Genomic DNA, 22,747 nt, shown 5'->3' on the forward strand with positions numbered 1-22,747 from the left:
TGAATGTGGAACACTTAGTCACGCTGCGCCGCGATCTGCATGCCCATCCTGAACCGGGCTATCAGGAGCAGCGCACCAGCGACATCGTGGCGCACTTTCTGCAAGAGCTGGGCATTGAGGTCTATCGCGGCATCGGTAAGACTGGCGTGGTCGGCGTACTGCAGAAAGGACAAAGCGACCGGATGATTGGTCTGCGCGCCGACATGGACGCACTGCCAATGCAGGATAATGGCACGGTGCCGTGGAAAAGCACTATTGCAGGTATGTGCCACGCCTGCGGTCACGATGGTCACACCGTGATGTTATTAGGAGCCGCGGAGCAGCTGGCACGCAAGGTGGATTTTGATGGCCGCGTCTGCTTTATCTTCCAGCCCGCTGAAGAGGGGCTGGCAGGCGCTAAAGCGATGCTTGACGATGGCCTGTTTAACCGTTTTCCCTGCGAAGCCGTCTATGCCATTCATAACTGGCCGGAACTGCCGCTCGGCGAGGCGCAAACCCGGCCCGGTGCCATTATGGCAGCGGCAGATCGCTTTGACATCACGGTAAAAGGGGATGGCGGGCATGCTGCACAGCCTCATTTGACGCACGATACCTTACTGGCGACCAGTGAGCTGGTGGTGCAACTCAACACGCTGGTGGCGCGTGCGCTTGATCCCTGTGAACCGGGCTTGCTGACAGTGACCAAAATACAGGGCGGCTTTTCTCACAACATGATCCCCGCTGAAGCCAGCATTACCGGCACGGTACGAACGTTTAGTCCGGCAGCGCAAGACGTTATCGAGACCCGCCTGCGCCAGTTGGCCCGGCACGTTACAGCCGCGCACGGTTTGCAGGCTGAGGTTAATTACCTTCGCTATTACCCGGCAACGGTCAACAGTGCAGCCGAAGCGCAGTGCGCCCTGGAGGCGCTGAAACGCGCGGGCCTGGCTGCCAAAACAGCCGCGCAACCGGCGCTGACTTCGGAAGATTTCGCTTTTATGTTGCAAGCCAGACCCGGTGCTTATCTGTGGTTAGGGTCAGCCCCGAGCAAGCCGCTGCATCACTCTGCTTATGACTTCAACGACGCATTAATCCCTTACGGCATCAATGCATTTGTTGCGCTGGTTCGTGATGCGCTGGCTAAGAAATTTCCCTGCTGATTGTCGCGAGATTTTAACAGGAAATGCCGCTGTTCAGGTCATTACGGCAGCGAGAGAAACCAATGGGTTGCGATACTTGAGCCAACCGAACGTTACGTGGATGAGGTATGAAAATGCAGAATGTCATGGCAGAACAGCAAACATATTCGGATAACAGTCTGTTACTGGATGCGCGTGAGCAGAACGTGCCGCGTGGTGTGGTCACCGCGCATCCGTTGGTGATTGAGCGCGCCAGAGGCAGTGAAGTCTGGGACGTGGAAGGGAATCGCTATCTCGATTTTGTTGGCGGTATCGGCGTGCTGAACGTTGGCCATAACCATCCGGCAGTGGTTAACGCTGTGACACGGCAGCTGGGGCTGGTCTCTCATGCCTGTTTTCAGGTGGTGGCTTATCCAGGATATATCGAACTGGCGCAGCGACTGAACCAGCTGATAGGCGGCGATGAAGCCTATAAAAGCGTATTTTTCACCAGCGGGGCAGAAGCGGTTGAGAACGCCGTGAAAATTGCCCGTGCGCATACGCAACGGTCGGGCATTATCGCCTTTGATGGCGCTTTTCACGGTCGCACCCTGTTGGGCGTTACGCTCACCGGCATGAGTGCACCGTACAAACAAAACTTCGGGCCGTTCCCTGGGGAAGTTTACCGTTTGCCGTTCCCCAATCCGCTGCATGGCGTGACGGAAGTCGATTGCCTGAAAGCGTTAGATCAGCTGTTCGCGGTGCAGATTTTACCGGAGCGCGTAGCAGCCATCATTATTGAGCCGGTGCAGGGCGATGGCGGCTTCTTGCCTGCCGGACCCGCCTTTATGCAGGCGCTGCGTCGCATCACTGAGCAGCATGGCATTTTGCTGATTTGTGATGAAGTTCAGACCGGCTTTGGTCGTACCGGAAAAATGTTCGCTTTCCAGCATCTCGACATCAAACCCGATCTGGTAACGGTGGCGAAAAGTCTCGGCGGCGGGCTGCCCATCTCCGGTGTGGTGGGCAAAGCGGCAATCATGGATGCACCCACGCCAGGGGCCTGGGCGGCACTTACGGCGGCAATGCATTAGCCTGCGCTGCGGCGCTGGCGGTACTTGATCTGCTGGAAAATGACAACCTGCTGCAACGTGCTAATCAGCTTGGCGAGCAGATGAATGCGCGTCTGCGCCAGCTGGCTGAGAAATATGCCTGCATCGGTGATGTTCGCGGGCTGGGCTTTATGCAGGCAATGGAAATTATTGATTTCGAAACCGGACGTCCTGACGCCGCGCTGACGCAAAAAATCCTCGATTGTGCCTGCCAGGAAGGGCTGCTGCTGATTAAGTGCGGCGTACATCGCAACACGGTGCGCTTCCTTGCGCCGCTGGTGACCACGGATTCGCAACTGGAAGAAGCGATGCATATTGTGGATATTGCGCTGGCACGTGCAACAGGACGCCTCGGTTAAAACCTGCTTCCTCATTGATATTGCTGGAATAATTTGAAAATCTCCCGCGGGTAGCGCCACGTCTTAACGCTGGCGCAGTTACCTGAAAGCGTGATATACCATCGGGATATCCTGCACAGTTGGTTAACAATGAGGGGTGCTATGAACGGCTTAATGAAACTCGACCGCATCGACATCAATATTCTGGTGCAACTGCAAAAAGATGGCCGTATCAGTAATGTCAATCTCGCCGACGCTGTGGGACTTTCGCCCAGTCCTTGCCTGCAACGGGTCAAGCGGCTGGAGCAAGCGGGATTTATTACGGGTTATGAAGCACACATTAATCTCACTAAGATCACGGACTCCGTCACGGTATTTACCGAAGTGACGCTGTCAGGTCATCGCCGCGAAGATTTTATGAAGTTCGAAAATGCCATACGTGATGTGGATGAATTAATGGAGTGTCATTTAATTACCGGTGGTTACGACTATTTGCTGCGCTTTATTACCCGTAGCATTGAACATTATCAGGAAGTGATTGAAAAAATGCTCGATGCACAAATCGGCATCGATAAGTATTTCAGTTACATCGTGATCAAGTCACCCATCATGAAAAGCAGCGTGCCGTTGCGATCGCTCATCGCGAAGCACAATCCTGTGGAATTTGGCGTGTAGTTTTTTAAACTGAGCTGGCTCGCCTCCAGCTCGGTAATCGCCTGGCGCGACTTCTCTCCATGCCCGATGGCGACATAAAGCCCTGTTTCTCTCCCGACAGAAAGCCTCACTCCCGCGTGATTTACCCCATCCGTTACCCGCTTGAAATGTGATCTCCCTCTGGAATTATTTTGTTTAAGAATAATTTGCGTAAGTAAATTAATTTTTAACATCAAATAGCCCTATAGTCTCTGTGCATTTCAACAGGGATAAACAGGGACAACTCATGGACGAGCGATCAGGCAGACTGCCAGTTAATGTTTTTGTCTTTATTTTCGCCACAACGCTGCTTGTTACCGCCCGGTCAGCACACGCAGCAAATGAAGAGATCGTGCAGCAGCAAAGGCAAAAAGCGATTGAAGCGCAGCTCCAGCCGCCAGTACCTGACGTTCGCCTCTCTGCCAGTACAGCTACTCTGTCGCGGCTCACTTTTCCAGCGGAAACGCCTTGCTTCCAGCTTTCGCACATTAAACTTCAGGGTCGGGAGGCGTTTCCGCACTGGTTACCGCTCGAACGTCTGGCAAATCAGGCGCAGGGCCACTGCCTGGGCGCAAAGGGTATTAACCTGCTGATGCGCACGTTGCAAAATCGCCTGATTGACAGCGGCTACGCCACCAGCCGCGTGCTTGCGCCGCCGCAGGATCTCACACTGGGTACACTCTCCCTGCAACTGCTGGCAGGTAAAATCAGTGAGATTGCGTTAACGGCTAATAGCGATAATTACGTCACGTTGTATAGCGCGCTGCCGTCGCGCAAAGGGGCGCTTTATGATCTGCGTGATACCGAGCAGGGATTAGAAAACTTACTGCGCTTGCCGGGTGTTAAAGCTGATATGTCGCTGATCCCAGGTGATGCGCCAGGAGAGAGCCAGCTTGCGGTACAGTGGAATCAACGCAAAATGTGGCGGCTCGGTGCATCACTGGATGATGCCGGTAGCCGCACAACCGGGCGTTACCAGGGCGGCGTCACCCTCTACCTGGATAATCCGTTTGCGCTGAGCGATCTGTTTTATCTTTACGCCAGTCACGATCTCAAATTTGGCAAAAATAAAGGCACGCAAAATTTCGTAGGCCACTATTCCGTTCCCTTTGGCTACTGGCTGGCAGGGATTACCGCCAGCGATTATCGCTACAGCCAGACGGTAGCGGGTAGCAATGCTGATTATCAATACAGCGGTAAAAGTAAAAATCTAACGGCGAATGTCAGTTATGTTCTGCACCGCAACGGTAGCCAGAAAACCACGCTGAGCTATGCAGTTATTACCCGCGAGACGCGAAACTTCATCAACGATACTGAAGTGGAAGTGCAGCGCCGTCAAACCTCGGCATGGAAGCTGGGTCTCCAGCATCGCCACTACGTCGGCAGCGCAACCCTTGATCTGGGTATCAGCTATCAACGTGGTACACGCTGGTTTGGTGCTGTGCCCGCGCCGGAAGAGTACTGGAATGAGGCGACGGCACTGGCAAAAATTGTGCAGATCAATGCGCAATACTCGCATCCTTTTTCGCTCGCCGGTCAACGGTTTCGCCTCAACTCATCTTATCTTCGCCAGATCACCCATACACCGCTGACCCCACAGGATCAGTTTGCTATCGGTAAGGCCGAGCTGGAGAAAGGCGGCATCAGCGCGCCGGGTGAAGGCGGCACGCAGGCCGACTGGAAAGCCTACAACGAGAAGCTTGCGGCGACGGACGGCTATAAAACGACACAGCAGCAGTGGGGAACCGGCAGCGCCATCCAGCAGGGCATTCAGGCGGCCACGGCGGCGATACAGGGTCTGGCGGGCGGCGACCTGAAGGCGGCACTGGCAGGCGGCGCCGCACTCTACATTGCAAACATTATCGGTAACAGCGGGCTGAATGACGCCGGTAAGGTGATGGCACACGCGGCGGTGAACGCGGCGCTGGCCGCAGCGCAGGGTAACAGTGCACTGGCGGGCGCAGCGGGTGCCGGTGTGGCAGAGCTGACGGGCATGATTGCGCTGGAGATTTACGGAAAAAAGGCCGGCGCGCTGAGCGAAAGCGAAAAGCAAAAGGTGAGCGCACTGGCCACGCTGGCAGCCGGGCTGGCAGCCGGCCTGACCGGAGACGGCACGGCGGACGCAGCGGCCGCAGCGCAGGCGGGCAAGGTCACGGTGGCTAATAACCTGTTTGGCGGTACAGAAGCCGGACAGGAGCAGTTCGCAAAAGACCACGGTAAAGATTTACTCTCATGTGCGGATAATCCTACGGGAGCCGCTTGCCAACGTGGAGAAGCAGTAAACAAGGCAATTGCGGGTGCGCTGGCAACAGGTGGTGTTGCATCCCTGTCAGCACCTGCCCAAGCAAGGTGGGCACTGGGTGCCGGAGCTAATGCAGGAATGCAGTATACTGGTAATGGTGAAATCAATCCGATGAACTCAGTGATTGCTGGCTGGGCAAATGTCATCACTATGGGAAATGGTCTTGCTGGAACAGTGACCTGGAATGCCGGTGCTGGTGCTCTGACCAATCATCTAAATGGAAATGATCCTCTTACGGGAGCAATAACAACCGGTCTTGGCGCTGGTATTGGGCATGGCGTTGGCAACATGCTTGTGAAGCCAATAGCAAACGCAACAGGTAAGTTGGTTACTGGAGGTTGGGAACCGAAGTTCAATCCAAGCCTACTGAAATATACTGAGATCAAGGGACAACTAGGTATATCCAAAGAGATGTTGCCAAGTAAGATTCCAGGGGCGATAGGAAACGTTAGTGGTTCCTCTGGTTCTGAATATGCCGGTTCTGAAGCTCAGAAAATTATTGATAAGGTAAAAAAATGAGCCTCCATAATGATTATTTTAAAAAAGAGCTAACTCTTAGCTTTTGCATCTTTTTTGGCTGTTTGCTCTCAGTAATTATCGCAGGGTTATTGGTTAAATTATTCTTTGCTATCATTTTATGGTTGTTGACTAATGAATTTGAATTGACATGGATTGAGATTTTGCGAGGGGTTAAAATTGGCGGTTTCGGTGGGGCAATTTTAGGGTTTGGAATAGCCCTTTTCCGGGTATTCAAAGTTAAAGGATTTTGACCTTCAGCAAAGAACTTCTGGGAATAATTGAGAATAATGCGCTGAGTCTGAATGACTTCGGTAAGGGCATGGCGGATTATGGTCAATCGGTACAGTCATACGCTCAATATGCTCAGGACAAGAACCTACCGCCAGAGCAGGTGCAGGCCGATCTGGCCCGGATGGTAAAAGGCGATTTGCCAGAAAGTGCGGATATCATTAAAGCTATTCTGAGCAACAATCCTGGCTCCGACACAGTAATGGCGGTGTTGTCAGCGGAAGATGCGAAGGATTATGCGCTGGCGCTGCTGACGTCGATCCCGGCAGAAAAATCGCTGTCACTTGTCGGAAAAGCTGCGAAGGTCATTAATAATAAAGTTTTGATTAGTGCGGCGGAGAAAATATCGACGGCCAAACCCGGCCAGCAATTTATAGCGCCCAGAGATTTAAATGAACAACTTTTATGGAATCAAGTTAAGGAAAATCCATCAGCAGGTCAGCCTCTTAGAGGTATGAAACATGATCCACGATTCCCTTCATCTGCTGGGTTTCAGAAAATGCAGGTCACTCAAAAAAACGCAGATGGCCAAAGTATTACTCTTCATTACCAATATAATGTGAATACCGGTAAGGCTTATGATGTGAAAATTACGACGCCGCAAAGAGTTGACTCTGATCCAGTAGGAGTGATCGAATTAATAAAGGATAAAGTAAAATGAAGATAAGCGATCTAAATGAAGATATTGATGTTTTTGCAGTGTACTGGATGAATAATAAGACGTACATTTTACGGAATGTCTAAAAGTTATGATGGCCTTTTAGCGTATGACTCTTCAGTGGTAAAAATTACTGACCCAATATTATCTGGTGATTTTATTTATATGGAAGGCGGTATTTTTTATAAGCCATTAATAGATGGAAATCTACTCAATGACTTGGTCGAGGGATTGCCAGATGCTTATAATCGCTTTATTGAAATCCTGAAAGCCGAAGGTCAAATATATCCAGACTTCTTTTAAACTTTAAAGATCCCGGCCATCAAGCCGGAATCTTTTTACCTGTCATTCAGTGGTCGCTGCGCGGATCACCAGTTGCCCGCGTTCAACGGCAATGGTGACCGGCCTATCGGTCCCGAATTCCGCCTCGGTCAGCCAGTCGTCTTTAAGGTGTAGACTGGGCGTGTCGCTGTAATTTGTGGTTATACCGGTAGCGTGCTTAATATTCTGGATAGTGACGTACCTGACGCTAGAGGCCGTTAAGCGCGGGCAATGACGTTAACCCGCAGCAGCAACTTTGAATGCACAGATTGGCCGGAAGCGCAGTTCATCGGATAAACGAGGGGCAGGTTGCGGACATTGCGCGGGTGCAGGGCGAATTTAATGCTTCGTTAAGCGTTATTGGCTCTTTTAGTTATCTGTCAGGAGATAAAAGTTATAATTTTGATGATGAATCTGTTGTCTTAGATGAAAAAGATAAAGCGAAATTATGGACGCTAATGGCTGGGCCGGCATGGCGCGTTAATGACTATATCAGCATTATACGGGGTGGTTACAGGTTGGCTTTAGCTATTTAAAAGCCAGTGAAAATGTTTCCTGGGTTGAAAGCTCAGAAAGGTTCTCAAGTAAAGAGAGCTGGAATGGTAATGGTTTCGCTTACGGTGTTGGCCTTCAAATTAACCCCACGGCGAACTTTGTAATCGATATTGGTTATGAAGGATCACGGATTAAAGATAAATTCGGGTCTTATAATAATAACGGCTTTAATATTGGCGTAGGTTACCGCTTCTAAGAAATTATCAGCCCACACGAAAATTAAAATATGCCGGGCATTGCCTAATGGTCGGCATTACTTCAAATGCTTATGCCGCATAATCAATCTGATTCACCATAATTAAACTTTCCAGCCAGGACTTACCATAAAATCATTGCATCATAATGGAATAAAGCTACACCAAAGATTTAAGTTACCTTACGTGTTTCAACAGCCTTTATCAGCTGTTTTGCAAAACGTCGAGAGACAGGCGATGCCTGCTCCCATTACAACACAACACTCAGATACAACCGGCTCAAACTATCACTAACTCACCCGCCTCACTCCGCAACGCCTGCAGCATAAAATTTTTTTCCGAACCAAAAATCCCTTTATTCTTTCTGTTCGTTCGGCTGCTTCAGCCGGGTCGCTTACAGCAATGCTTTTACACTGAATACCCAATGACAAGGAGAGGCTATGGACATTTCAACCGATCAACAGTGGCAGCGCGAGGAATTCATAATTTCTACTGAGCGCCAGCGGCTCGATCTCGACTGGATTCACAGTCAGTTACAACGCTCGTATTGGGCCAAGGATCAGCCACGGGAAAAAACGCTACGGGCGATAGCCGGTTCGTTGCCGTTTGGTCTTTATCATCAGGAGGTACAAATCGGTTTCGCCCGCTTAATCACTGATTACACCCGTTTTGGCTGGCTGTGTGACGTCATCATTGACGTAAACTGGCGGGGACACGGGCTTGGAAGCTGGCTCGCCACCTGCGTGCGAGAACATAAAGAGCTACAAACGGTTCGCCGCTGGATGCTTTCAACTAACGATGCCCATCAGGTCTACCAGCGACTCGGCTGGCGTGTGGTGCAAGAGCCGCACAAGCTGATGGAATTTCCTCTCTCCTGACACTGGAGTTTATTCGACATGCGTTACCGGGTTGGCGTGGATATTGGCGGGTCGTTTACCGATTTTGCCATATTAGATCAGCAAACAAACCAGATTCATACCCTGAAAGTGCTGTCGCGGCCAGACAGGCCCGGCAATGAAATTCTGACCGGTCTGGCGCAGTTTCAACAGCGCGAGGGCATTGAACCTGCTGCAATCGGCTACTTTACTCACGGAACGACAGTTGGCATCAACGCGGTCATTCAGCGTAAAGGCGTACGGCTGGCGCTGTTTGCCACCGACGGTTTTTGCGATGTGCTGGAACTGGCACGGCTAAAGATCCCCCATATTCATGACCTGTTTTCCCGGCGGCCTGCGCCGTTAATCACACGTGATCGGGTCTTTGCTATCCGGGAACGCACCGATCGCGACGGCAATGTATTACAGCAGGTTGATCGTCAGAGCGTCATGGATGCCATCGCAAAAGCACGCGCCGCCAATTGCCAGGGTATCGTTGTCTCGCTGCTGCACAGCTACCGCAACCGTCATAATGAAGCGGCCGTCAAAGATATCATTGCAGAGGAAGCGCCGGAACTACTCACCTCCTGTTCGGCTGATATCTGGCCGATTATTCGTGAATATGAGCGCACCATCACTGCCACCATCAATGCCTATGTCCAGCCGATGGTAATCAATTATCTGGAATCATTCGAGAATGCGTTGCGCACCATGGGCGTTGTGACGCCGCCACGCATCACCAAATCCAATGGTGGCGTAATGGGTGTTGAGCAGGCGAAGCGTGAATGCGTTCAGATGGTCTTATCCGGCACGGCATCGGGCGTAACAGGCGCCAGCTACCTTGCCAGCGCCTGCGGCTTCGACAAGATTCTTAGCCTGGATATCGGCGGCACCAGCGCCGATGTAGCGGTGATCATTGACGGCAAAGTCGCGCAGGGTAACGGTGAAATTATTGGTGATTTCCCGCTTTTTATTCCGTCGGTGGCGGTCACATCGGTGGGTCAGGGCGGAGGTTCGCTGGCCTGGATCGATGGACAAGGCGTGTTGCAAATGGGGCCGGACAGTGCCGGCTCGCTGCCTGGCCCCGTCTGTTTCCAGCGCGGCGGCACGCAGCCAACCGCTACCGATGCTTTTGCCGCCTGCGGCATGATCGGCCATGGCGATCTTGGGTATAACGCAGTGAAAGTCGATGTTGCTGCCGCTCGCGCCGCGTGGCAACCCCTGGCGGAAGCACTGAATATCTCAGTAGAAGAGACGGCAGAAACGGCGATCGAACTGGCAGTTTCCAGCATGTACAGCGATACCAGCGGCTTATTGTCGCGTTTTGGCCTCGACCCGCGTGAATTCTGGTTTCTCGCCTTTGGCGGAGCCGGTCCGATGATGGGATGTTTTCTGGCGCGTGAACTCAACATGAAAGGTGTGATTGTCCCGCCTACGCCGGGGGTACTTTCGGCGCTTGGTGGGTTAGTTGCTGACATTCGTAACGATTTTATCCGCACGCTGTACAGCGATCTCACTGCGCAACTGGCCGATAAGCTGGCAACCGAAGCTGACGCTCTCAGCCAACGGGCACGTCACTGGCTGGCAGAAGAACATGGCAACGACATGCCTTACAGTTTGCAATTCAGCGCCGATATGCGCTATCGCGGACAGTCGTTTGAAATCGAAGTACCGCTCGCGGCTGAATGGCTGACCCAGGCTAATGTCACTGCGCTGCATGACGCTTTTGATCGCCAGCATCAACAGCTTTTTGGACATTGTGATGGTGCTGCACCGGTTCAGCTAATCAACCTGCGCCTGGTGATTACTTCACCAACGCCAAAACCAGCCCTGAGTCGTCTGTCTCCGGCGGCGGCGGCGGTCGAGACGGTAAGTCAGGTGCAGGCGTGGATTGATGGCGCTTTTCATCAGGTGGATGTGGTATTGCGTTCGACATTGCGGGCCGGACATCAACTCAACGGGCCGGTAATCATTGCCCAGGATGACTGTACAACCTGCGTGCCGCCTCAGATGACGGTGAATGTGGATGATTTTGGCAACCTGCTGATCACGGCGCTGGAGAGCTAACATGGCAATTGACGGACGTAACTTACAGATCCTCGCGAACTACTGCGCTGCCGCCGCTGACGCGATGGCATTCACCTTAATGCGCACCGCACACTCGACCTTTGTCAAAGAGACGGAAGATTTCTCCTGCCAGATCGTCAGTCGTGACGGGCTGGCCTTCGCTTCGCCGCGCAGTTTTGGCGCACCCTGGTACAGCGGAATTGATTACGCGCCGGTACTGGCGTTGATTGAGGATTACGCTGAGGGCGATATCTGCATAACTAACGACTCATACGCCGGGAACGTGGCGACTCACTCACCCGACATTCATATCTGGAAACCGGTATTCCATCAGGGTGAAATCGTCTGCTTTGTGGTCGGGCATATTCACAATACCGACGTGGGCGGCGCGGTGCCCGCCTCGCTGTCGCGTTCACTTACCGATATCGTGCAGGAAGGCATTCGTATTCCGCCGCTAAAAATCATGCGCAACGGCGTATTGAATGAAGAGGTTGCCAGCATCATGCGTCTCAATGTGCGGGTGCCCGATCAAAACTGGGGAGATTTTAAAGCGCAAATCGCCTCGGTTAATGTGGGTGAACGTAAAATTCACGACATTATTGCGCGCTTTGGCAGAGACGATTTTCTTCAGGGCATAGACGGTATTTTAGATTATGCCGAACGCCAGGCACGTCGCATTATCGCGACCATTCCTGATGGCGAATATTTCTATGCTGATTACGCCGATGAGGATGGTGAGGGCGGTTATCCCTGCCGCGTCGCCATCACGCTGCGCGTTCAGGGTGATACGCTGGAACTCGATTATACTGGCAGCGATCCGCAACTGGCTTCCTCACTCAATATGCCAACCGGGGGGCGTGAACGTCATCCGCTGGCGCTGGTAGGTGTGACTTATGTATTGTCCACACTGGATCGTAACCTGTTACTCAATGCGGGGACGTTGCGGTCGACCCGCGCTATTTTGCCGCCGGGAACGGTAATGAACTGTGAAGCGCCCGCAGCGGTGGGAATGCGCTCGTTAACCTGTGCGCTGTCGCAAATCGCGACGGTTGGCGTCTTCTCGCTGGCGATGCCGGATCGGCTGCCCGCCAATTCGCCAGGCGGTAATTCAATCATGAACATTCGTACCAGCGATGGGCAGAATCGCAGCGTAGTGGCTTCGCTGGGACCGGTAGGCGGTGGTGCAGGCGGCACGCCGCGCCACGATGGGCCTGATGGATCAGGCGGCCTGTCGGCATTTCTGAAAAACACGCCGATTGAGATTAATGAAGCCGAAGTGCCGATTCGCTTCCTGCGTTACGGACTGGCACAGGACAGCGCCGGAGCTGGACAATATCGCGGCGGCCTGGCAACCGAAATGGCATTTGAAATCTTCTCGCCAGATACCCTGATTACCGCACGTAACCGCAATCGTTCAGTATTCGCTTCAGCGGGTGCGGTGGGGGACGATGTGGTGCGCTGTCACATTTTCGCACTCTGCGCGAGGGCAAAATTACTGAACACGGCAACACTGACGTCATCAAGTGCCAGCCGGGGGATGTAGTGGAGGTGAGAGGTCCCGGTGCGGGCGGCTACGGCTTGCCGTCGCAACGTGACGTGCAGGCTGTGTTACAGGATGTGCGCTGCGGTTTTATCAGCGTTGAGGCGGCGCGCAGTCACTATGGCGTAGCGATTATCGATAATGAGATCGATGCCCCTGCGACAGCGGCATTACGTGCCGCTATGCCACAAACCCTGACGCAGCATTTCGATCACGGCTCTGCCCGCAGCGCATTTGAACGGCTGTGGACGCCTGCCCGTTATCAATTATTAACAAATTTTCTTGCCGAAGCGCCGGTGGGCTGGCGACATTTTCTGAAAACTCAGGTTTTCCGTGCGGTGGAGGCATCAGGCGAAGCGGCAGATATGGCAGACATATTTACCCAACTGCGGCAGCGGTATCCGGCAATGTCGGGCAAGTCACGGTAATGGCTGTGTGGTCTACCCTTTAAGTCTGCACCGAACACGAAAGGGAGAACGCATTAATGAGCATCAAAACCAGTGACTTTTTCGTTCAGCGCCTGAAAGAGTGGGGCGTCACGCGGATTTACGGCTATCCGGGCGACGGTATTAACGGCGTACTGGGTGCGATTCAGCGCGCCAATAAAAACGGTGATGGCATCGAATTTATTCAGGTGCGTCACGAAGAGATGGCGGCGTTTATGGCGGCCGGACACGCTAAATTTACCGGCGAACCGGGAGTTTGCCTCTCTACCGGTGGGCGAGGTGCGACGCATCTGCTCACCGGGCTTTATGATGCAAAGATGGATCACGCACCGGTTATCGCCATCGCCGGACAGGCTGAAGCGACGGCGCGCGGCGCCAGCTATCAGCAGGAAATGAACCTTGATCGGGTTTTTTCAGACGTGGCTAATTTCGTGCAGGAGGCTGCCGCGCCTGCCCAGGTACGCCATCTGATCGATCGCGGCGTGCGTATCGCCATTGCGCAAAACGGCGTCGCCGTATTGATCATTCCAAAAGATATTCAGGATGAAGAGTGGCAAGCGCCCCAGCATCTGCACGGGTTTACCCATTCCGGAACCGGTTATCAGCGTCCCAAAGTTATCCCCTACGAAACCGATCTTCAGCGTGCCGCTGAGATACTGAATGCGGGTAAAAAAGTCGCCATTCTGATCGGTGCCGGGGCGCGCAATGCGGCTGTTGAAGTGGTTCAGGCGGCGAATGTGCTGGGCGCAGGTGTGGCAAAGGCGCTGCTGGGTAAAGATGTACTGCCAGATGATGCGCCATTTGTTACGGGTTCAATCGGGCTGCTGGGCACGAAACCCTCATCAGATATGATGCAGAACTGCGATACGTTGCTGATGATTGGTAGCGGTTTCCCCTGGACCGAGTTTTTACCGCAGGAAGGTCAGGCGCGGGCGGTACAGATTGATATCGATCCCGCCATGCTGGGGCTGCGCTATCCCAGCGAAGTGAACCTGCACGGTGACGCCGCTGAAACGCTGCGTGCGCTATTGCCGTTGCTGGAGCACAAGCAGGATCGCAGCTGGCAAGAGGACATTGCGCTACAGGTGCGTGACTGGTGGACCCTAATGGAAGAACGGGCGCTGGCACCGGCCAACCCGGTGAATCCACAGCGCGTCGTGTGGGAAATGTCACCACAGTTGCCTGAAAATGCGATTGTGACCTCAGATTCTGGCTCCTGTGCCAACTGGTTTGCCCGCGACTATCGTGTTAAGCAAGGCCAGCGGGCTTCTCTCTCTGGTGGCCTCGCCTGTATGGGGGCAGCAGTGCCTTACGCCATTGCCGCTAAGTTTGCTCATCCGGAAAAACCGGTTGTGGCGCTGGTGGGTGATGGTGCCATGCAAATGAACAATATGGCCGAGCTGATTACCATCCAGAAATACTGGCAGCAGTGGGCCGATCCCCGCCTGATTGTCTGCGTGTTTAACAATCAGGATCTCAATCAGGTGACATGGGAACAGCGCGTCATGGAGGGCAATCCGCGTTTTGAGGCATCGCAGCAACTGCCGGATGTAAAATATGCGCAGTTTGCCGAATCACTTGGTTTGCAGGGTATTTTTGTCGACAATCCGGATGAGCTGGCAAATGCCTGGCAGCGCGCCCTGAGTGCCGATCGCCCGGTGGTGCTGGAGGTGAAAACCGATCCGGAGGTCGCACCGCTGCCGCCGCATATTACCCTTAAGCAGGCAAAAGCTTTCATGACGTCCATGGCAAAAGGCGATCGTGGCGCAGCGCAAATTATCAGTGATACCGCCAGCCAGATTTTTCATAAAAAGCATTGAGGGTTAAGCTGGCAGCAACGCTGCCGCTAATCTTTACCCTTTCTTCCTCCGGGCACGCTCGTGCCCGGCATCAAGGCAATTCGCCAAACAACAATCAACGGGAGTCTCAGCCATGACTGCAAATCAAAGCGTGTGGTTTATTTCGGGATGTTCAACCGGCTTTGGCCGCGAACTGGCACAACAGACTATCGCGCAGGGATTCAGGGTCGTCGTGACAGCACGTGATACGAGCAAAATTACCGATTTAGTCGAAGGCCACGACAACGCGCTGGCGTTGGCTCTGGATGTGACCCAGCAAGCGAGCATCGAAAAGGCGGTCAGCGCGGCAACAGAGAAATTCGGCACCATCGACGTGCTGGTGAATAATGCCGGTTATGGCTATCAAAGTTCAGTAGAAGAGGGCGAAGAACAGGAAATTCGCGCCCAGTTTGACGCCAACGTGTTTGGCCTGTTTGAGCTGACGCGCGCCGTTCTGCCTGTCATGCGTAAAGCGCGCCGTGGACATGTTATTAACATTACCTCCGTGGCGGGTTTCATTGGCTTTGCCAGCTCCGGTTACTACTCTGCCAGCAAGCATGCTGTAGAGGGCTGGTCTGATTCGCTGGCACAGGAAGCCGGCCCGCTGGGTATTAAAGTCACCTGTGTTGAGCCAGGCCCGTTCCGTACTGACTGGGCGGGACGTTCACTGCATCAAACGGCGAGCACCCTGCCAGACTATGCCGAAACGGCAGCAGCGCGCATGAAAGCCACGTCAGAATACAGCGGCACGCAGAAGGGCGATCCGGCGCGCGCTGCCAAAGCAATGATTGCGATTACCAGGCACGATAACCCGCCGCGTCACCTGGTGATGGGGGCCTGGGGCTATGAGGCGGTAACGGACAAGCTGAAAGCGCGTCTGGCGCAAATTGAGGCCTGGAAACAGACGTCAGTTGAGACAGATTTTCCCGAGTAGTGGGTGAGGGCTGCCCTGTGCGGCCTGATTTTCTCATCTCAGCCCTCTCCTGCAGGGAGAGGGCTGGCGTAAGGCGAACGAACCAGGCCTACTGCATTATGCCTGCCAGCTGCTCAACCGGCACTGCCTGACTAAACAAAAATCCCTGCAGCTGATTACATCCGGCATCCGCCAGCGCCGACATCTGGCCCTCGGTCTCAACGCCTTCTGCGGTTACCGTTAATCCCATTGCATGGCCCAGTTTCACCACCGACTCGATAATCGCGACAGAATTAGCCGCCACGCCAAGGGACTGGGTAAATGAACGATCAATTTTGATTTTATCGACCGGAAAGGTGCTGAGGTAATTCAGGCTGGAATAACCGGTACCAAAATCATCCAGGGCGATACGGAAACCGGCCTCACGCAGCGCGATGATAATAGCACGAGCCTCGCGCTCATCCTCAATCAATACCCCTTCGGTGATCTCCAGTTCGATACAGCCGGGATTGCCACCCGCCTGCTGCACAATATCCACCACTCGCTCCACAAAGCCGGTGGTGCGAAACTGCACCGGTGAAATGTTAACCGCAACCACTAAGCCCGGAAAGCGTTGTTGTGTTTTGCACGCTTCACGCAGTACCCACTCGCCGAGAGGAATAATCAAACCGGTCTCTTCAGCGATCGCGATAAACTCGCCGGGAGCAATAATGCCACGTTCCAGATGATTCCAGCGCAGTAACGCTTCCACGCCGACCACCTGCTGCCCGTTGATATCCATCAGCGGCTGATACCAGACCGCCAGCCCAGTGTAATTTTGCAGCGCAGCACGCAGATCAGCGGCGATAATCTGCCGGGTGCGTAACGATTCATCCATGGCACGCTCAAACTGTCGATATTTACCGCGCCCGCTGCTTTTGGCCTCATATAGCGCAATATCCGCTTTGCGCATCAGCTCCAGGCGATCCAGCCCATCCTTCGGGGCCAGCGCCAGACCGATGCTGGCCCCGCTCCAGACTTCACTGCCAAACAGGGTAAAGGGTTTGCCCAGTTCAGTGATGATGCGCTGCGCCAGGGCCTGGACTTGTCCAATGTTATCGACGTCGGACATAACAACGATGAACTCATCGCCACCAAGCCGCCCTACGGTATCGCTGGCGCGCACCAGGTTGTTCAGGCGATGCGCGACCGCAACAATCAATTCATCACCGGCATGATGACCGTGGGTATCATTAATGGTTTTGAAGCGATCAAGATCAATCAAAATTAACGCTACGCGCTGTTCATGACGTGATGCCAGCGCCAGTGCCTGCGTCAGACGATCTTCCACCAGAGCGCGATTGGGTAAACCTGTGAGCACATCATGAAACGCCAGATGCTGGGCCTGTGCCTCGCTGGCACCCAGCTTCAGCATAGATTGCGACAAATTCAGCGACGAGGTCCATAAACGACGCGCCATGTAAATGCACAGCAGGGTGATCACCAGCACCGCGATGCCGGTCGAGGGGCCGATTGCCCGCAACATTTGTGCGCCAGGTCGCGAAGGGATCCAGTTTAAGTAGCCAACCGGTTCACCCTGTTGCGAAATAATCAAATAGCGCGCCACCGTGCCTGGCCTGGGCGTCCCATCGGAAAAATGCAGCCCCTGCAGCTGATTTCGCTCCGCCAGCCCCGCCAAAAATCTGTCGTCGAGAAACTTTAGGCTGATCAAACGAAAATGTTCGCCAGGCTGCGAATCTCGTTGAATATCGCCGACTGCCAGCGCCGCTGCGCGATTACCCGACTGTACATAATCCACCTGATCGGGGTGAGCGGGTTTTTGCACTAGTGCGCTCAGTAACACATCCTGGACCAGCTGACTTTCGCTTTCCGGTGAGATGGCTTGCCCGTCGCGCCACATTCTTAACACCCGGTTTTGTTTATCCAGCACCATGACAATTTGATGATCGAACATCTCAAAAAGCCACTGACCAATATTATTGTCCAGCCAGCGCACGTCAGTTTGCGTCTGCTCCAGATGCTGCGCCAAAGGTGCCCAGCGCGACAAACTGCGCAGTTGACGCAAATGTTCACTGAGGCTTTGGGAAAATGACGCTTCGATCATACGCTGCTGCTGCTGTCTGGCTTCATTATTGGTTAATGAGATGCCAAGAAACAGGGCCATACCTGCGCCAGTAAAAGTTAAAAGCAAAATTGCGACCAGCGGAAGCAAGACCTGCCGAAAAAAACTGCGGCGAAAACCATCAGAAAGTTTGATGTTGTTAATCATTTTCTTTATTCGCATAACAAGGAAGAGTCAGGTAAAAGCTAGCAGAATTCAGCTATCCTGCACGTTAGCGCCCTTTCGGGTTTGTTGTTGAATCTACATCAAAATTTGCAAAGTGCGTCGCAAATTTAACAGTTAAGCGTTTTTTATCATAAGCAGGGTTATCGGCCCTCTATTCTGCTGCTTTAAAACAAATTCATCGTTGCGTCACTGAGCAGTCACTGTTCTGTCATCTGAAAACCTCAAGGTATGCCCATCACGCAGCCTCGCTTTTGCTGCTTACCGCACTCTTAAACCGAAGAGGATTCGATCGTGATGGAGTTATCCAGACATCCGACCACTGTATACCAGGCTGTAGCCGCACAGCTGGAGCAGGCGCTGCATGAACGTTATCGCTGTGGTGACTATCTGCCGTCTGAGCAGCAACTGGCCGATCACTATGAGGTCAACCGCCATACGCTGCGCCGCGCCGTGGATGAGCTGGTCAACAAAGGGTTGTTACAACGCCGTCACGGCATCGGCATTTTGGTGTTGATGCGTCCTTATGATTACCCCCTGCATGCTCAGGCGCGCTTTAGCCAAAACCTGTTAGAGCAGGGCAGCCACCCCACCAGTGAGCGGCTGCTGGCTGTATTACGTCCGGCCAGTAAAGACGTCGCCAGCGCCACAGGCGTTACTGAAGGCAACAATGTGATCCATCTGCGCACGCTGCGCCGCGTCAACGGCGTGCCGGTGTGCGTCATCAATCACTTTTTACCCGACCTGAGCTGGTGGCCCTTGCTGCAACGCTTCAACAGCGGCTCGCTGCATGACTATCTCTTTCTCAACACCGGAAAACATCTGGTGCGAACGCAAACACGTATCAGCACACGCCGCGCCCAGGCGAAAGAGTGCAAACAGCTGGAAATTGCCTTGCAGTCACCGCTGCTGTGCGTGCGCACGCTGAACACAACCACCGACGGCGCGATGGCGGAATACTCTGTCAGCCTGACGCGCGGCGACATGATTGAACTGACACTGGAGCATTAATGGAACAGCAAACGGCCCGCCAGCACTGGCTTTCGGTGCTGGCACACAGCAGCGCCGCGCAGCTCAATGCGCACTGGAAGGCGCTCAATCTCACCCCTGAATTCAGCCTGGTCCGTCCCGCCGAGATTGGTCTGACGCGGCTTAAGGCGCGCATGGGGGCAACAGGCAAACGCTTTGTTATGGGCGATGCCACCGTTACGCGCGCCGTCGTGCAGCTGTATGACGGCACGCTCGGTTACAGCTATGTCCTGGGACGCGATAAAGCGCACGCTGAACGCTGCGCGTTGCTGGATGCGCTGTTACAGCAGCCTGAAACGCAGGCGCTGTTACAGGAAAAAATTATTACGCCGCTGGCGGCTATGCGTGAGGAGCAGCGACAACTGCGTGCCCGCGAAATCGCCAGTAGCAAAGTGGATTTCTTTACGCTGGTACGCGGAGATAATTAATGACTTTACTGGCAAGTTTTAATCATCCAGTGGCAGACGCGCAGCGCGCCTTTCGCCGCATTCTCAAAGCCATGAGCGAACCTGGCGTGATGGTATCGCTGCCGCTGCAACAGGGATGGGGGCGCTGTCACCCGCCGCTACCGCAGTGTTACTGACGCTGGTGGATCAGGAAAGCCCTTTGTGGATCGACGCGCGAATCGATAATGAACAACTGCGTAATAACCTGCGTTTTCACACCGGCGCACCGATTACTGACAGCTACGATGCGCCCTTTGCTCTGAGTCATGCAGCATCCCAGCCTGATCCTGCTCATTTCGCCGCAGGCGATAATCTGGCACCGGAAAAAGCACCACGCTGATTATTGAAGTGCCGTCGTTGAATGGTGGCCTGACGCTGCGCCTCTCCGGCCCTGGCCTGCGTGAAACGCGCGCTATTGCGCCGCAGCTGCCTGAAAGCGTGCTCGAATATTTGCGGTCGCGCCCTCATCCTTTCCCACAAGGTGTTGATCTTATTTTTACCTGTGGCGAAGCGATGATGGCCGTACCGCGTTCCACCGACGTGGAGGTTTGCTGATGTACGTCGCGGTGAAAGGGGGCGAAAAGGCGATAGCCAATGCCCATCAGCTACAGGCAGATTTACGCCGTGGCGATCGTCAGACCACTGAGCTGGGCTGCGATCAGGTAGCGCAACAGTTGGGTTTGGCGGTAGACCGGGTGATGACAGAAGGCGGCATCTACGATCCCGAACTGGCGGCGCTGGCAATTAAACAGGCGAGCGGCGACTTAGTGGAAGCAATCTTCCTGCTGCGCGCCTATCGCACTACGCTGCCGCGCCTGGCGGAAAGCATGCCGCTGGCAACCGCTGAAATGCACATTGAACGCCGCATTTCAGCGGTCTACAAAGATTTGCCTGGCGGCCAGGTGCTTGGGCCAACCTACGATTACAGTCACCGTTTGCTGGATTTCACCCTGTTAGCAAATGGTGAAACGCCTGCCGCGCCGCGAGGCGATCAGGCGCTGCCGACGAGTTGCCCTCATATGTTCAGCATGATGAGTGCGGAAGGTCTGGCTGCGCGGGAAGAGGATGACGGCAGCGAACCCGCTGACATCACCCGTGAACCCATGGGCTTTCCCGCCTCACGCGCCGCGCGGCTGCAACAGTTAGTCCGGGGTGACGAAGGTTTCCTGCTGGCGCTCGGCTATTCAACCCAGCGCGGTTATGGCCGCACCCATCCGTTTGCGGGAGAAATCCGCACCGGTTTTGTCAGCGTCAGCGTCTGCCCGGAAGAGCTGGGCTTTGAACTGGAGATTGGCGAACTGCTGCTGACCGAATGCGAAATGGTTAATGGCTTCACCAGTAATGGCGTCGATGCGCCGCACTTTACTCGCGGCTACGGCCTGGTGTTTGGACGTGCCGAGCGTAAAGCGATGGCGATGGCGCTGGTGGATCGTGCCCTGCAAACCCAGGAACACGGTGAGCGCATCACCAGTCCGGCGCAGGATGAAGAGTTTGTGCTGTCACACGCTGATAATGTCGAAGCGGCTGGCTTCGTATCCCACTTAAAACTGCCGCACTATGTCGATTTCCAGGCGGAACTGGAACTGTTGAAGCGGCTGCGTCAGGAGCATCAGGAGCGCAACCATGGCTGAACTGAGCGGTTATAACAACGGCTATCTGGATGAGCAAACCAAGCGCACCATTCGCCGCGCGATTTTAAAAGCGGTGGCGATTCCGGGTTATCAGGTGCCGTTTGCCGGACGCGAAATGCCGATGCCGTATGGCTGGGGCACCGGCGGTATTCAGGTCACGGCCAGCGTCATCGGCGATCAGGATGTGCTGAAAGTGATCGATCAGGGCGCGGATGATACGACCAACGCGGTATCAATTCGCCGTTTTTTCCAGCGCGTGAGCGGGGCGGCAACCACCGAACGTACCCTGGACGCCACGCTGATCCAGACGCGACACCGCATTCCTGAAACGCCGCTTGCTGAAGATCAAATCCTGATCTTTCAGGTGCCGATCCCGGAGCCACTGCGCTTCATTGAGCCGCGTGAAACCGAAACGCGCACCATGCACGCGCTGGAAGAGTACGGCATCATGCAGGTTAAACTGTATGAAGATATTGCCCGCTACGGCCACATTGCCACTACCTATGCCTATCCGGTTAAGGTCAACGATCGCTATGTGATGGACCCCTCGCCAATTCCCAAATTCGATAACCCGAAAATGCACATGATGCCCGCACTACAACTGTTTGGTGCCGGACGTGAAAAGCGCATCTACGCATTACCCCCTATACCAAAGTGGAAAGTCTCGATTTCGACGATCACCCGTTTAGCGTGCAAAAGTGGGAAGAGCCTTGCGCGCTGTGCGGTTCACGCCACAGCTATCTTGATGAAGTGGTGATGGACGATCAGGGCACGCGCATGTTTGTGTGCTCCGATACCGATTTTTGCCACCAGCAGCAGGAACAACAACATGCACAGTGATCAGCCGCTGCTTGCGGTGAATAACCTTACGCACCTCTATGCACCAGGCAAGGGGTTTGAAGAGGTCAGCTTTGATCTCTATCCCGGCGAAGTATTAGGCATTGTCGGGGAGTCAGGCTCAGGAAAAACCACGTTACTGCGCAGCCTGTCTGCGCGCTTAACGCCGCAGCAGGGCACTCTCTTTTATGGTGAGCACGATCTTTATCAGATGAGCGAAAGCGATCGCCGTCGTTTGCTGCGCACCGAATGGGGCGTGGTGCATCAACATCCGCTGGACGGTTTACGTGCGCAGGTAACGGCGGGCGGCAATATTGGCGAGCGTTTGATGGCGGTCGGCCATCGTCATTACGGCGACATCCGGGCGCAGGCCAGCCACTGGTTACAGGAAGTAGAGATCGCCGCGAACCGCATTGATGATTTGCCCACCACCTTTTCCGGCGGGATGCAGCAGCGTTTGCAGATAGCGCGTAACCTGGTCACAGAGCCAAAGCTGGTGTTTATGGATGAGCCAACCGGAGGACTGGATGTGTCAGTACAGGCGCGTCTGCTTGATCTGCTGCGGACGCTGGTGCGGGAACTCAATCTGGCTGTTGTGATTGTGACTCACGATCTCGGCGTGGCGCGTTTGCTGGCGCACCGCCTGCTGGTGATGAAACAGGGCCGCGTGGTGGAGAGCGGGTTAACCGATCGCGTACTGGACGATCCGCATCATCCTTATACACAACTGCTGGTTTCCTCGGTGCTCAATTAAGGTAATTCAC

The 22,747-nt window shown here is 54.2% G+C and carries 17 protein-coding genes and 6 pseudogenes; 21 read left to right on the forward strand and 2 right to left on the reverse strand.

Translation table 11 applies throughout. The features are described 5' to 3' along the window. The first annotated feature begins 5 nt into the window (after positions 1-5). From O3W44_RS19395 to O3W44_RS19430, 8 genes and pseudogenes are all read left to right on the forward strand, one after another. Positions 6-1,139: a M20 aminoacylase family protein gene (locus O3W44_RS19395; protein ID WP_269294489.1), complete on the forward strand. Its 1,134-nt coding sequence runs from the start codon at positions 6-8 to the stop codon at positions 1,137-1,139. 113 nt (positions 1,140-1,252) lie between these two features. Then, a pseudogene (gabT, locus tag O3W44_RS19400) lies at positions 1,253-2,568 on the forward strand (4-aminobutyrate--2-oxoglutarate transaminase). A 141-nt stretch (positions 2,569-2,709) separates the two neighbouring features. Continuing rightward, complete coding sequence (locus O3W44_RS19405) at positions 2,710-3,222, forward strand: Lrp/AsnC family transcriptional regulator (RefSeq protein WP_269294329.1); 513 nt, start codon at positions 2,710-2,712, stop codon at positions 3,220-3,222. A 265-nt stretch (positions 3,223-3,487) separates the two neighbouring features. Next, positions 3,488-4,858 (forward strand): annotated as a pseudogene (locus O3W44_RS19410) (ShlB/FhaC/HecB family hemolysin secretion/activation protein); the annotation flags it as partial. 375 nt (positions 4,859-5,233) lie between these two features. Next, the gene (locus O3W44_RS19415) at positions 5,234-6,061 is read left to right on the forward strand and encodes a VENN motif pre-toxin domain-containing protein (protein WP_269294490.1); all 828 of its coding nucleotides are present in this window, start codon (positions 5,234-5,236) and stop codon (positions 6,059-6,061) included. Continuing rightward, positions 6,058-6,312: a hypothetical protein gene (locus tag O3W44_RS19420; RefSeq protein ID WP_269294330.1), complete on the forward strand. Its 255-nt coding sequence runs from the start codon at positions 6,058-6,060 to the stop codon at positions 6,310-6,312. Before O3W44_RS19415 ends, O3W44_RS19420 begins: the two co-directional genes overlap by 4 nt. Further along, on the forward strand, positions 6,309-7,010 hold the full coding sequence (locus O3W44_RS19425) for a hypothetical protein (RefSeq protein ID WP_269294331.1): 702 nt from the start codon (positions 6,309-6,311) through the stop codon (positions 7,008-7,010). The genes O3W44_RS19420 and O3W44_RS19425 overlap by 4 nt, the downstream gene beginning before the upstream one ends. 75 nt (positions 7,011-7,085) lie before the next feature. Next, positions 7,086-7,310 (forward strand): hypothetical protein, encoded by a 225-nt coding sequence (locus tag O3W44_RS19430; RefSeq protein WP_269294332.1) that lies wholly within the window; start codon positions 7,086-7,088, stop codon positions 7,308-7,310. Positions 7,311-7,352: 42 nt separating this feature from the next. Here the strand turns inward: O3W44_RS19430 and O3W44_RS19435 are convergent, their stop codons facing one another. Then, complete coding sequence (locus O3W44_RS19435) at positions 7,353-7,520, reverse strand: SymE family type I addiction module toxin (RefSeq protein WP_331283442.1); 168 nt, start codon at positions 7,518-7,520, stop codon at positions 7,353-7,355. Between the two features lie 68 nt (positions 7,521-7,588). Between O3W44_RS19435 and O3W44_RS19440 the strand changes: the two genes are divergently transcribed. The 7 genes and pseudogenes from O3W44_RS19440 (at position 7,589) to O3W44_RS19465 (ending at position 15,777) form a co-directional block, all read left to right on the forward strand. Beyond that, on the forward strand, positions 7,589-7,864 hold the full coding sequence (locus tag O3W44_RS19440; protein ID WP_269294333.1) for a hypothetical protein: 276 nt from the start codon (positions 7,589-7,591) through the stop codon (positions 7,862-7,864). A gap of 38 nt (positions 7,865-7,902) precedes the next feature. After that, positions 7,903-8,079: pseudogene (locus O3W44_RS25040) on the forward strand (Ail/Lom family outer membrane beta-barrel protein); the annotation flags it as partial. 438 nt (positions 8,080-8,517) lie between these two features. Then, positions 8,518-8,955, forward strand: a complete 438-nt coding sequence (locus O3W44_RS19445) for a GNAT family N-acetyltransferase (protein WP_269294334.1) — start codon at positions 8,518-8,520, stop codon at positions 8,953-8,955. Between the two features lie 18 nt (positions 8,956-8,973). Further along, entirely contained in the window at positions 8,974-11,019 is a 2,046-nt protein-coding gene (locus tag O3W44_RS19450; RefSeq protein ID WP_269294335.1) for a hydantoinase/oxoprolinase family protein, read from the forward strand. 1 nt (position 11,020) lies between these two features. Then, a pseudogene (locus tag O3W44_RS19455) lies at positions 11,021-12,987 on the forward strand (hydantoinase B/oxoprolinase family protein). A gap of 56 nt (positions 12,988-13,043) precedes the next feature. Next, complete coding sequence (locus O3W44_RS19460) at positions 13,044-14,825, forward strand: thiamine pyrophosphate-requiring protein (protein ID WP_269294336.1); 1,782 nt, start codon at positions 13,044-13,046, stop codon at positions 14,823-14,825. A gap of 112 nt (positions 14,826-14,937) precedes the next feature. After that, the gene (locus tag O3W44_RS19465; protein ID WP_269291745.1) at positions 14,938-15,777 is read left to right on the forward strand and encodes an oxidoreductase; all 840 of its coding nucleotides are present in this window, start codon (positions 14,938-14,940) and stop codon (positions 15,775-15,777) included. Between the two features lie 88 nt (positions 15,778-15,865). Here O3W44_RS19465 and O3W44_RS19470 read toward each other — a convergent pair whose 3' ends face one another. Beyond that, positions 15,866-18,025 carry a putative bifunctional diguanylate cyclase/phosphodiesterase gene (locus O3W44_RS19470; RefSeq protein WP_269291746.1) on the reverse strand — a complete coding sequence of 720 codons (2,160 nt, stop codon included), beginning with the start codon at positions 18,023-18,025 and terminating at the stop codon, positions 15,866-15,868. A 312-nt stretch (positions 18,026-18,337) separates the two neighbouring features. On the opposite strand from O3W44_RS19470, the gene phnF reads away from it, so the two are divergent. The 6 genes and pseudogenes from phnF to phnK all read left to right on the forward strand — a co-directional run bounded on the left by phnF (position 18,338) and on the right by phnK (position 22,737). Then, a complete protein-coding gene (gene phnF, locus O3W44_RS19475) occupies positions 18,338-19,051 on the forward strand; it encodes a phosphonate metabolism transcriptional regulator PhnF (RefSeq protein WP_269294339.1) in 714 nt (237 codons plus the stop codon). After that, positions 19,051-19,497: a phosphonate C-P lyase system protein PhnG gene (gene phnG / locus O3W44_RS19480; RefSeq protein WP_269294337.1), complete on the forward strand. Its 447-nt coding sequence runs from the start codon at positions 19,051-19,053 to the stop codon at positions 19,495-19,497. The genes phnF and phnG overlap by 1 nt, the downstream gene beginning before the upstream one ends. Further along, positions 19,497-20,070: pseudogene (phnH, locus tag O3W44_RS19485) on the forward strand (phosphonate C-P lyase system protein PhnH). The gene phnG and the pseudogene phnH overlap by 1 nt, the downstream one beginning before the upstream one ends. Further along, positions 20,070-21,146, forward strand: a complete 1,077-nt coding sequence (locus O3W44_RS19490; protein ID WP_269291747.1) for a carbon-phosphorus lyase complex subunit PhnI — start codon at positions 20,070-20,072, stop codon at positions 21,144-21,146. Before phnH ends, O3W44_RS19490 begins: the two are co-directional and overlap by 1 nt. Next, positions 21,139-21,986, forward strand: a pseudogene (locus O3W44_RS19495) (alpha-D-ribose 1-methylphosphonate 5-phosphate C-P-lyase PhnJ). Before O3W44_RS19490 ends, O3W44_RS19495 begins: the two are co-directional and overlap by 8 nt. Next, positions 21,976-22,737 carry a phosphonate C-P lyase system protein PhnK gene (gene phnK, locus O3W44_RS19500; protein ID WP_269291748.1) on the forward strand — a complete coding sequence of 254 codons (762 nt, stop codon included), beginning with the start codon at positions 21,976-21,978 and terminating at the stop codon, positions 22,735-22,737. Before O3W44_RS19495 ends, phnK begins: the two are co-directional and overlap by 11 nt. Positions 22,738-22,747 lie beyond the last annotated feature (10 nt).

Source organism: Pantoea sp. LMR881 (assembly GCF_027157825.1).
In the GTDB taxonomy this organism is placed as follows: Bacteria; Pseudomonadota; Gammaproteobacteria; order Enterobacterales; family Enterobacteriaceae; genus Pantoea; species Pantoea haifensis.

What these genes read in the sequence shown, in the direction of transcription:
- O3W44_RS19405 (WP_269294329.1), top strand. Translation starts at nt 2,710, where the DNA reads ATGAACGGCTTAATGAAACTCGACCGCATCGACATCAATATTCTGGTG.
- O3W44_RS19415 (WP_269294490.1), top strand. Translation starts at nt 5,234, where the DNA reads ATGATTGCGCTGGAGATTTACGGAAAAAAGGCCGGCGCGCTGAGCGAA.
- O3W44_RS19420 (WP_269294330.1), top strand. Translation starts at nt 6,058, where the DNA reads ATGAGCCTCCATAATGATTATTTTAAAAAAGAGCTAACTCTTAGCTTT.
- O3W44_RS19430 (WP_269294332.1), top strand. Translation starts at nt 7,086, where the DNA reads ATGTCTAAAAGTTATGATGGCCTTTTAGCGTATGACTCTTCAGTGGTA.
- O3W44_RS19440 (WP_269294333.1), top strand. Translation starts at nt 7,589, where the DNA reads ATGCACAGATTGGCCGGAAGCGCAGTTCATCGGATAAACGAGGGGCAG.
- O3W44_RS19445 (WP_269294334.1), top strand. Translation starts at nt 8,518, where the DNA reads ATGGACATTTCAACCGATCAACAGTGGCAGCGCGAGGAATTCATAATT.
- O3W44_RS19450 (WP_269294335.1), top strand. Translation starts at nt 8,974, where the DNA reads ATGCGTTACCGGGTTGGCGTGGATATTGGCGGGTCGTTTACCGATTTT.
- O3W44_RS19460 (WP_269294336.1), top strand. Translation starts at nt 13,044, where the DNA reads ATGAGCATCAAAACCAGTGACTTTTTCGTTCAGCGCCTGAAAGAGTGG.
- O3W44_RS19465 (WP_269291745.1), top strand. Translation starts at nt 14,938, where the DNA reads ATGACTGCAAATCAAAGCGTGTGGTTTATTTCGGGATGTTCAACCGGC.
- O3W44_RS19470 (WP_269291746.1), bottom strand. Translation starts at nt 18,025, where the DNA reads ATGATTAACAACATCAAACTTTCTGATGGTTTTCGCCGCAGTTTTTTT.
- phnF (WP_269294339.1), top strand. Translation starts at nt 18,338, where the DNA reads ATGGAGTTATCCAGACATCCGACCACTGTATACCAGGCTGTAGCCGCA.
- phnG (WP_269294337.1), top strand. Translation starts at nt 19,051, where the DNA reads ATGGAACAGCAAACGGCCCGCCAGCACTGGCTTTCGGTGCTGGCACAC.
- O3W44_RS19490 (WP_269291747.1), top strand. Translation starts at nt 20,070, where the DNA reads ATGTACGTCGCGGTGAAAGGGGGCGAAAAGGCGATAGCCAATGCCCAT.
- phnK (WP_269291748.1), top strand. Translation starts at nt 21,976, where the DNA reads ATGCACAGTGATCAGCCGCTGCTTGCGGTGAATAACCTTACGCACCTC.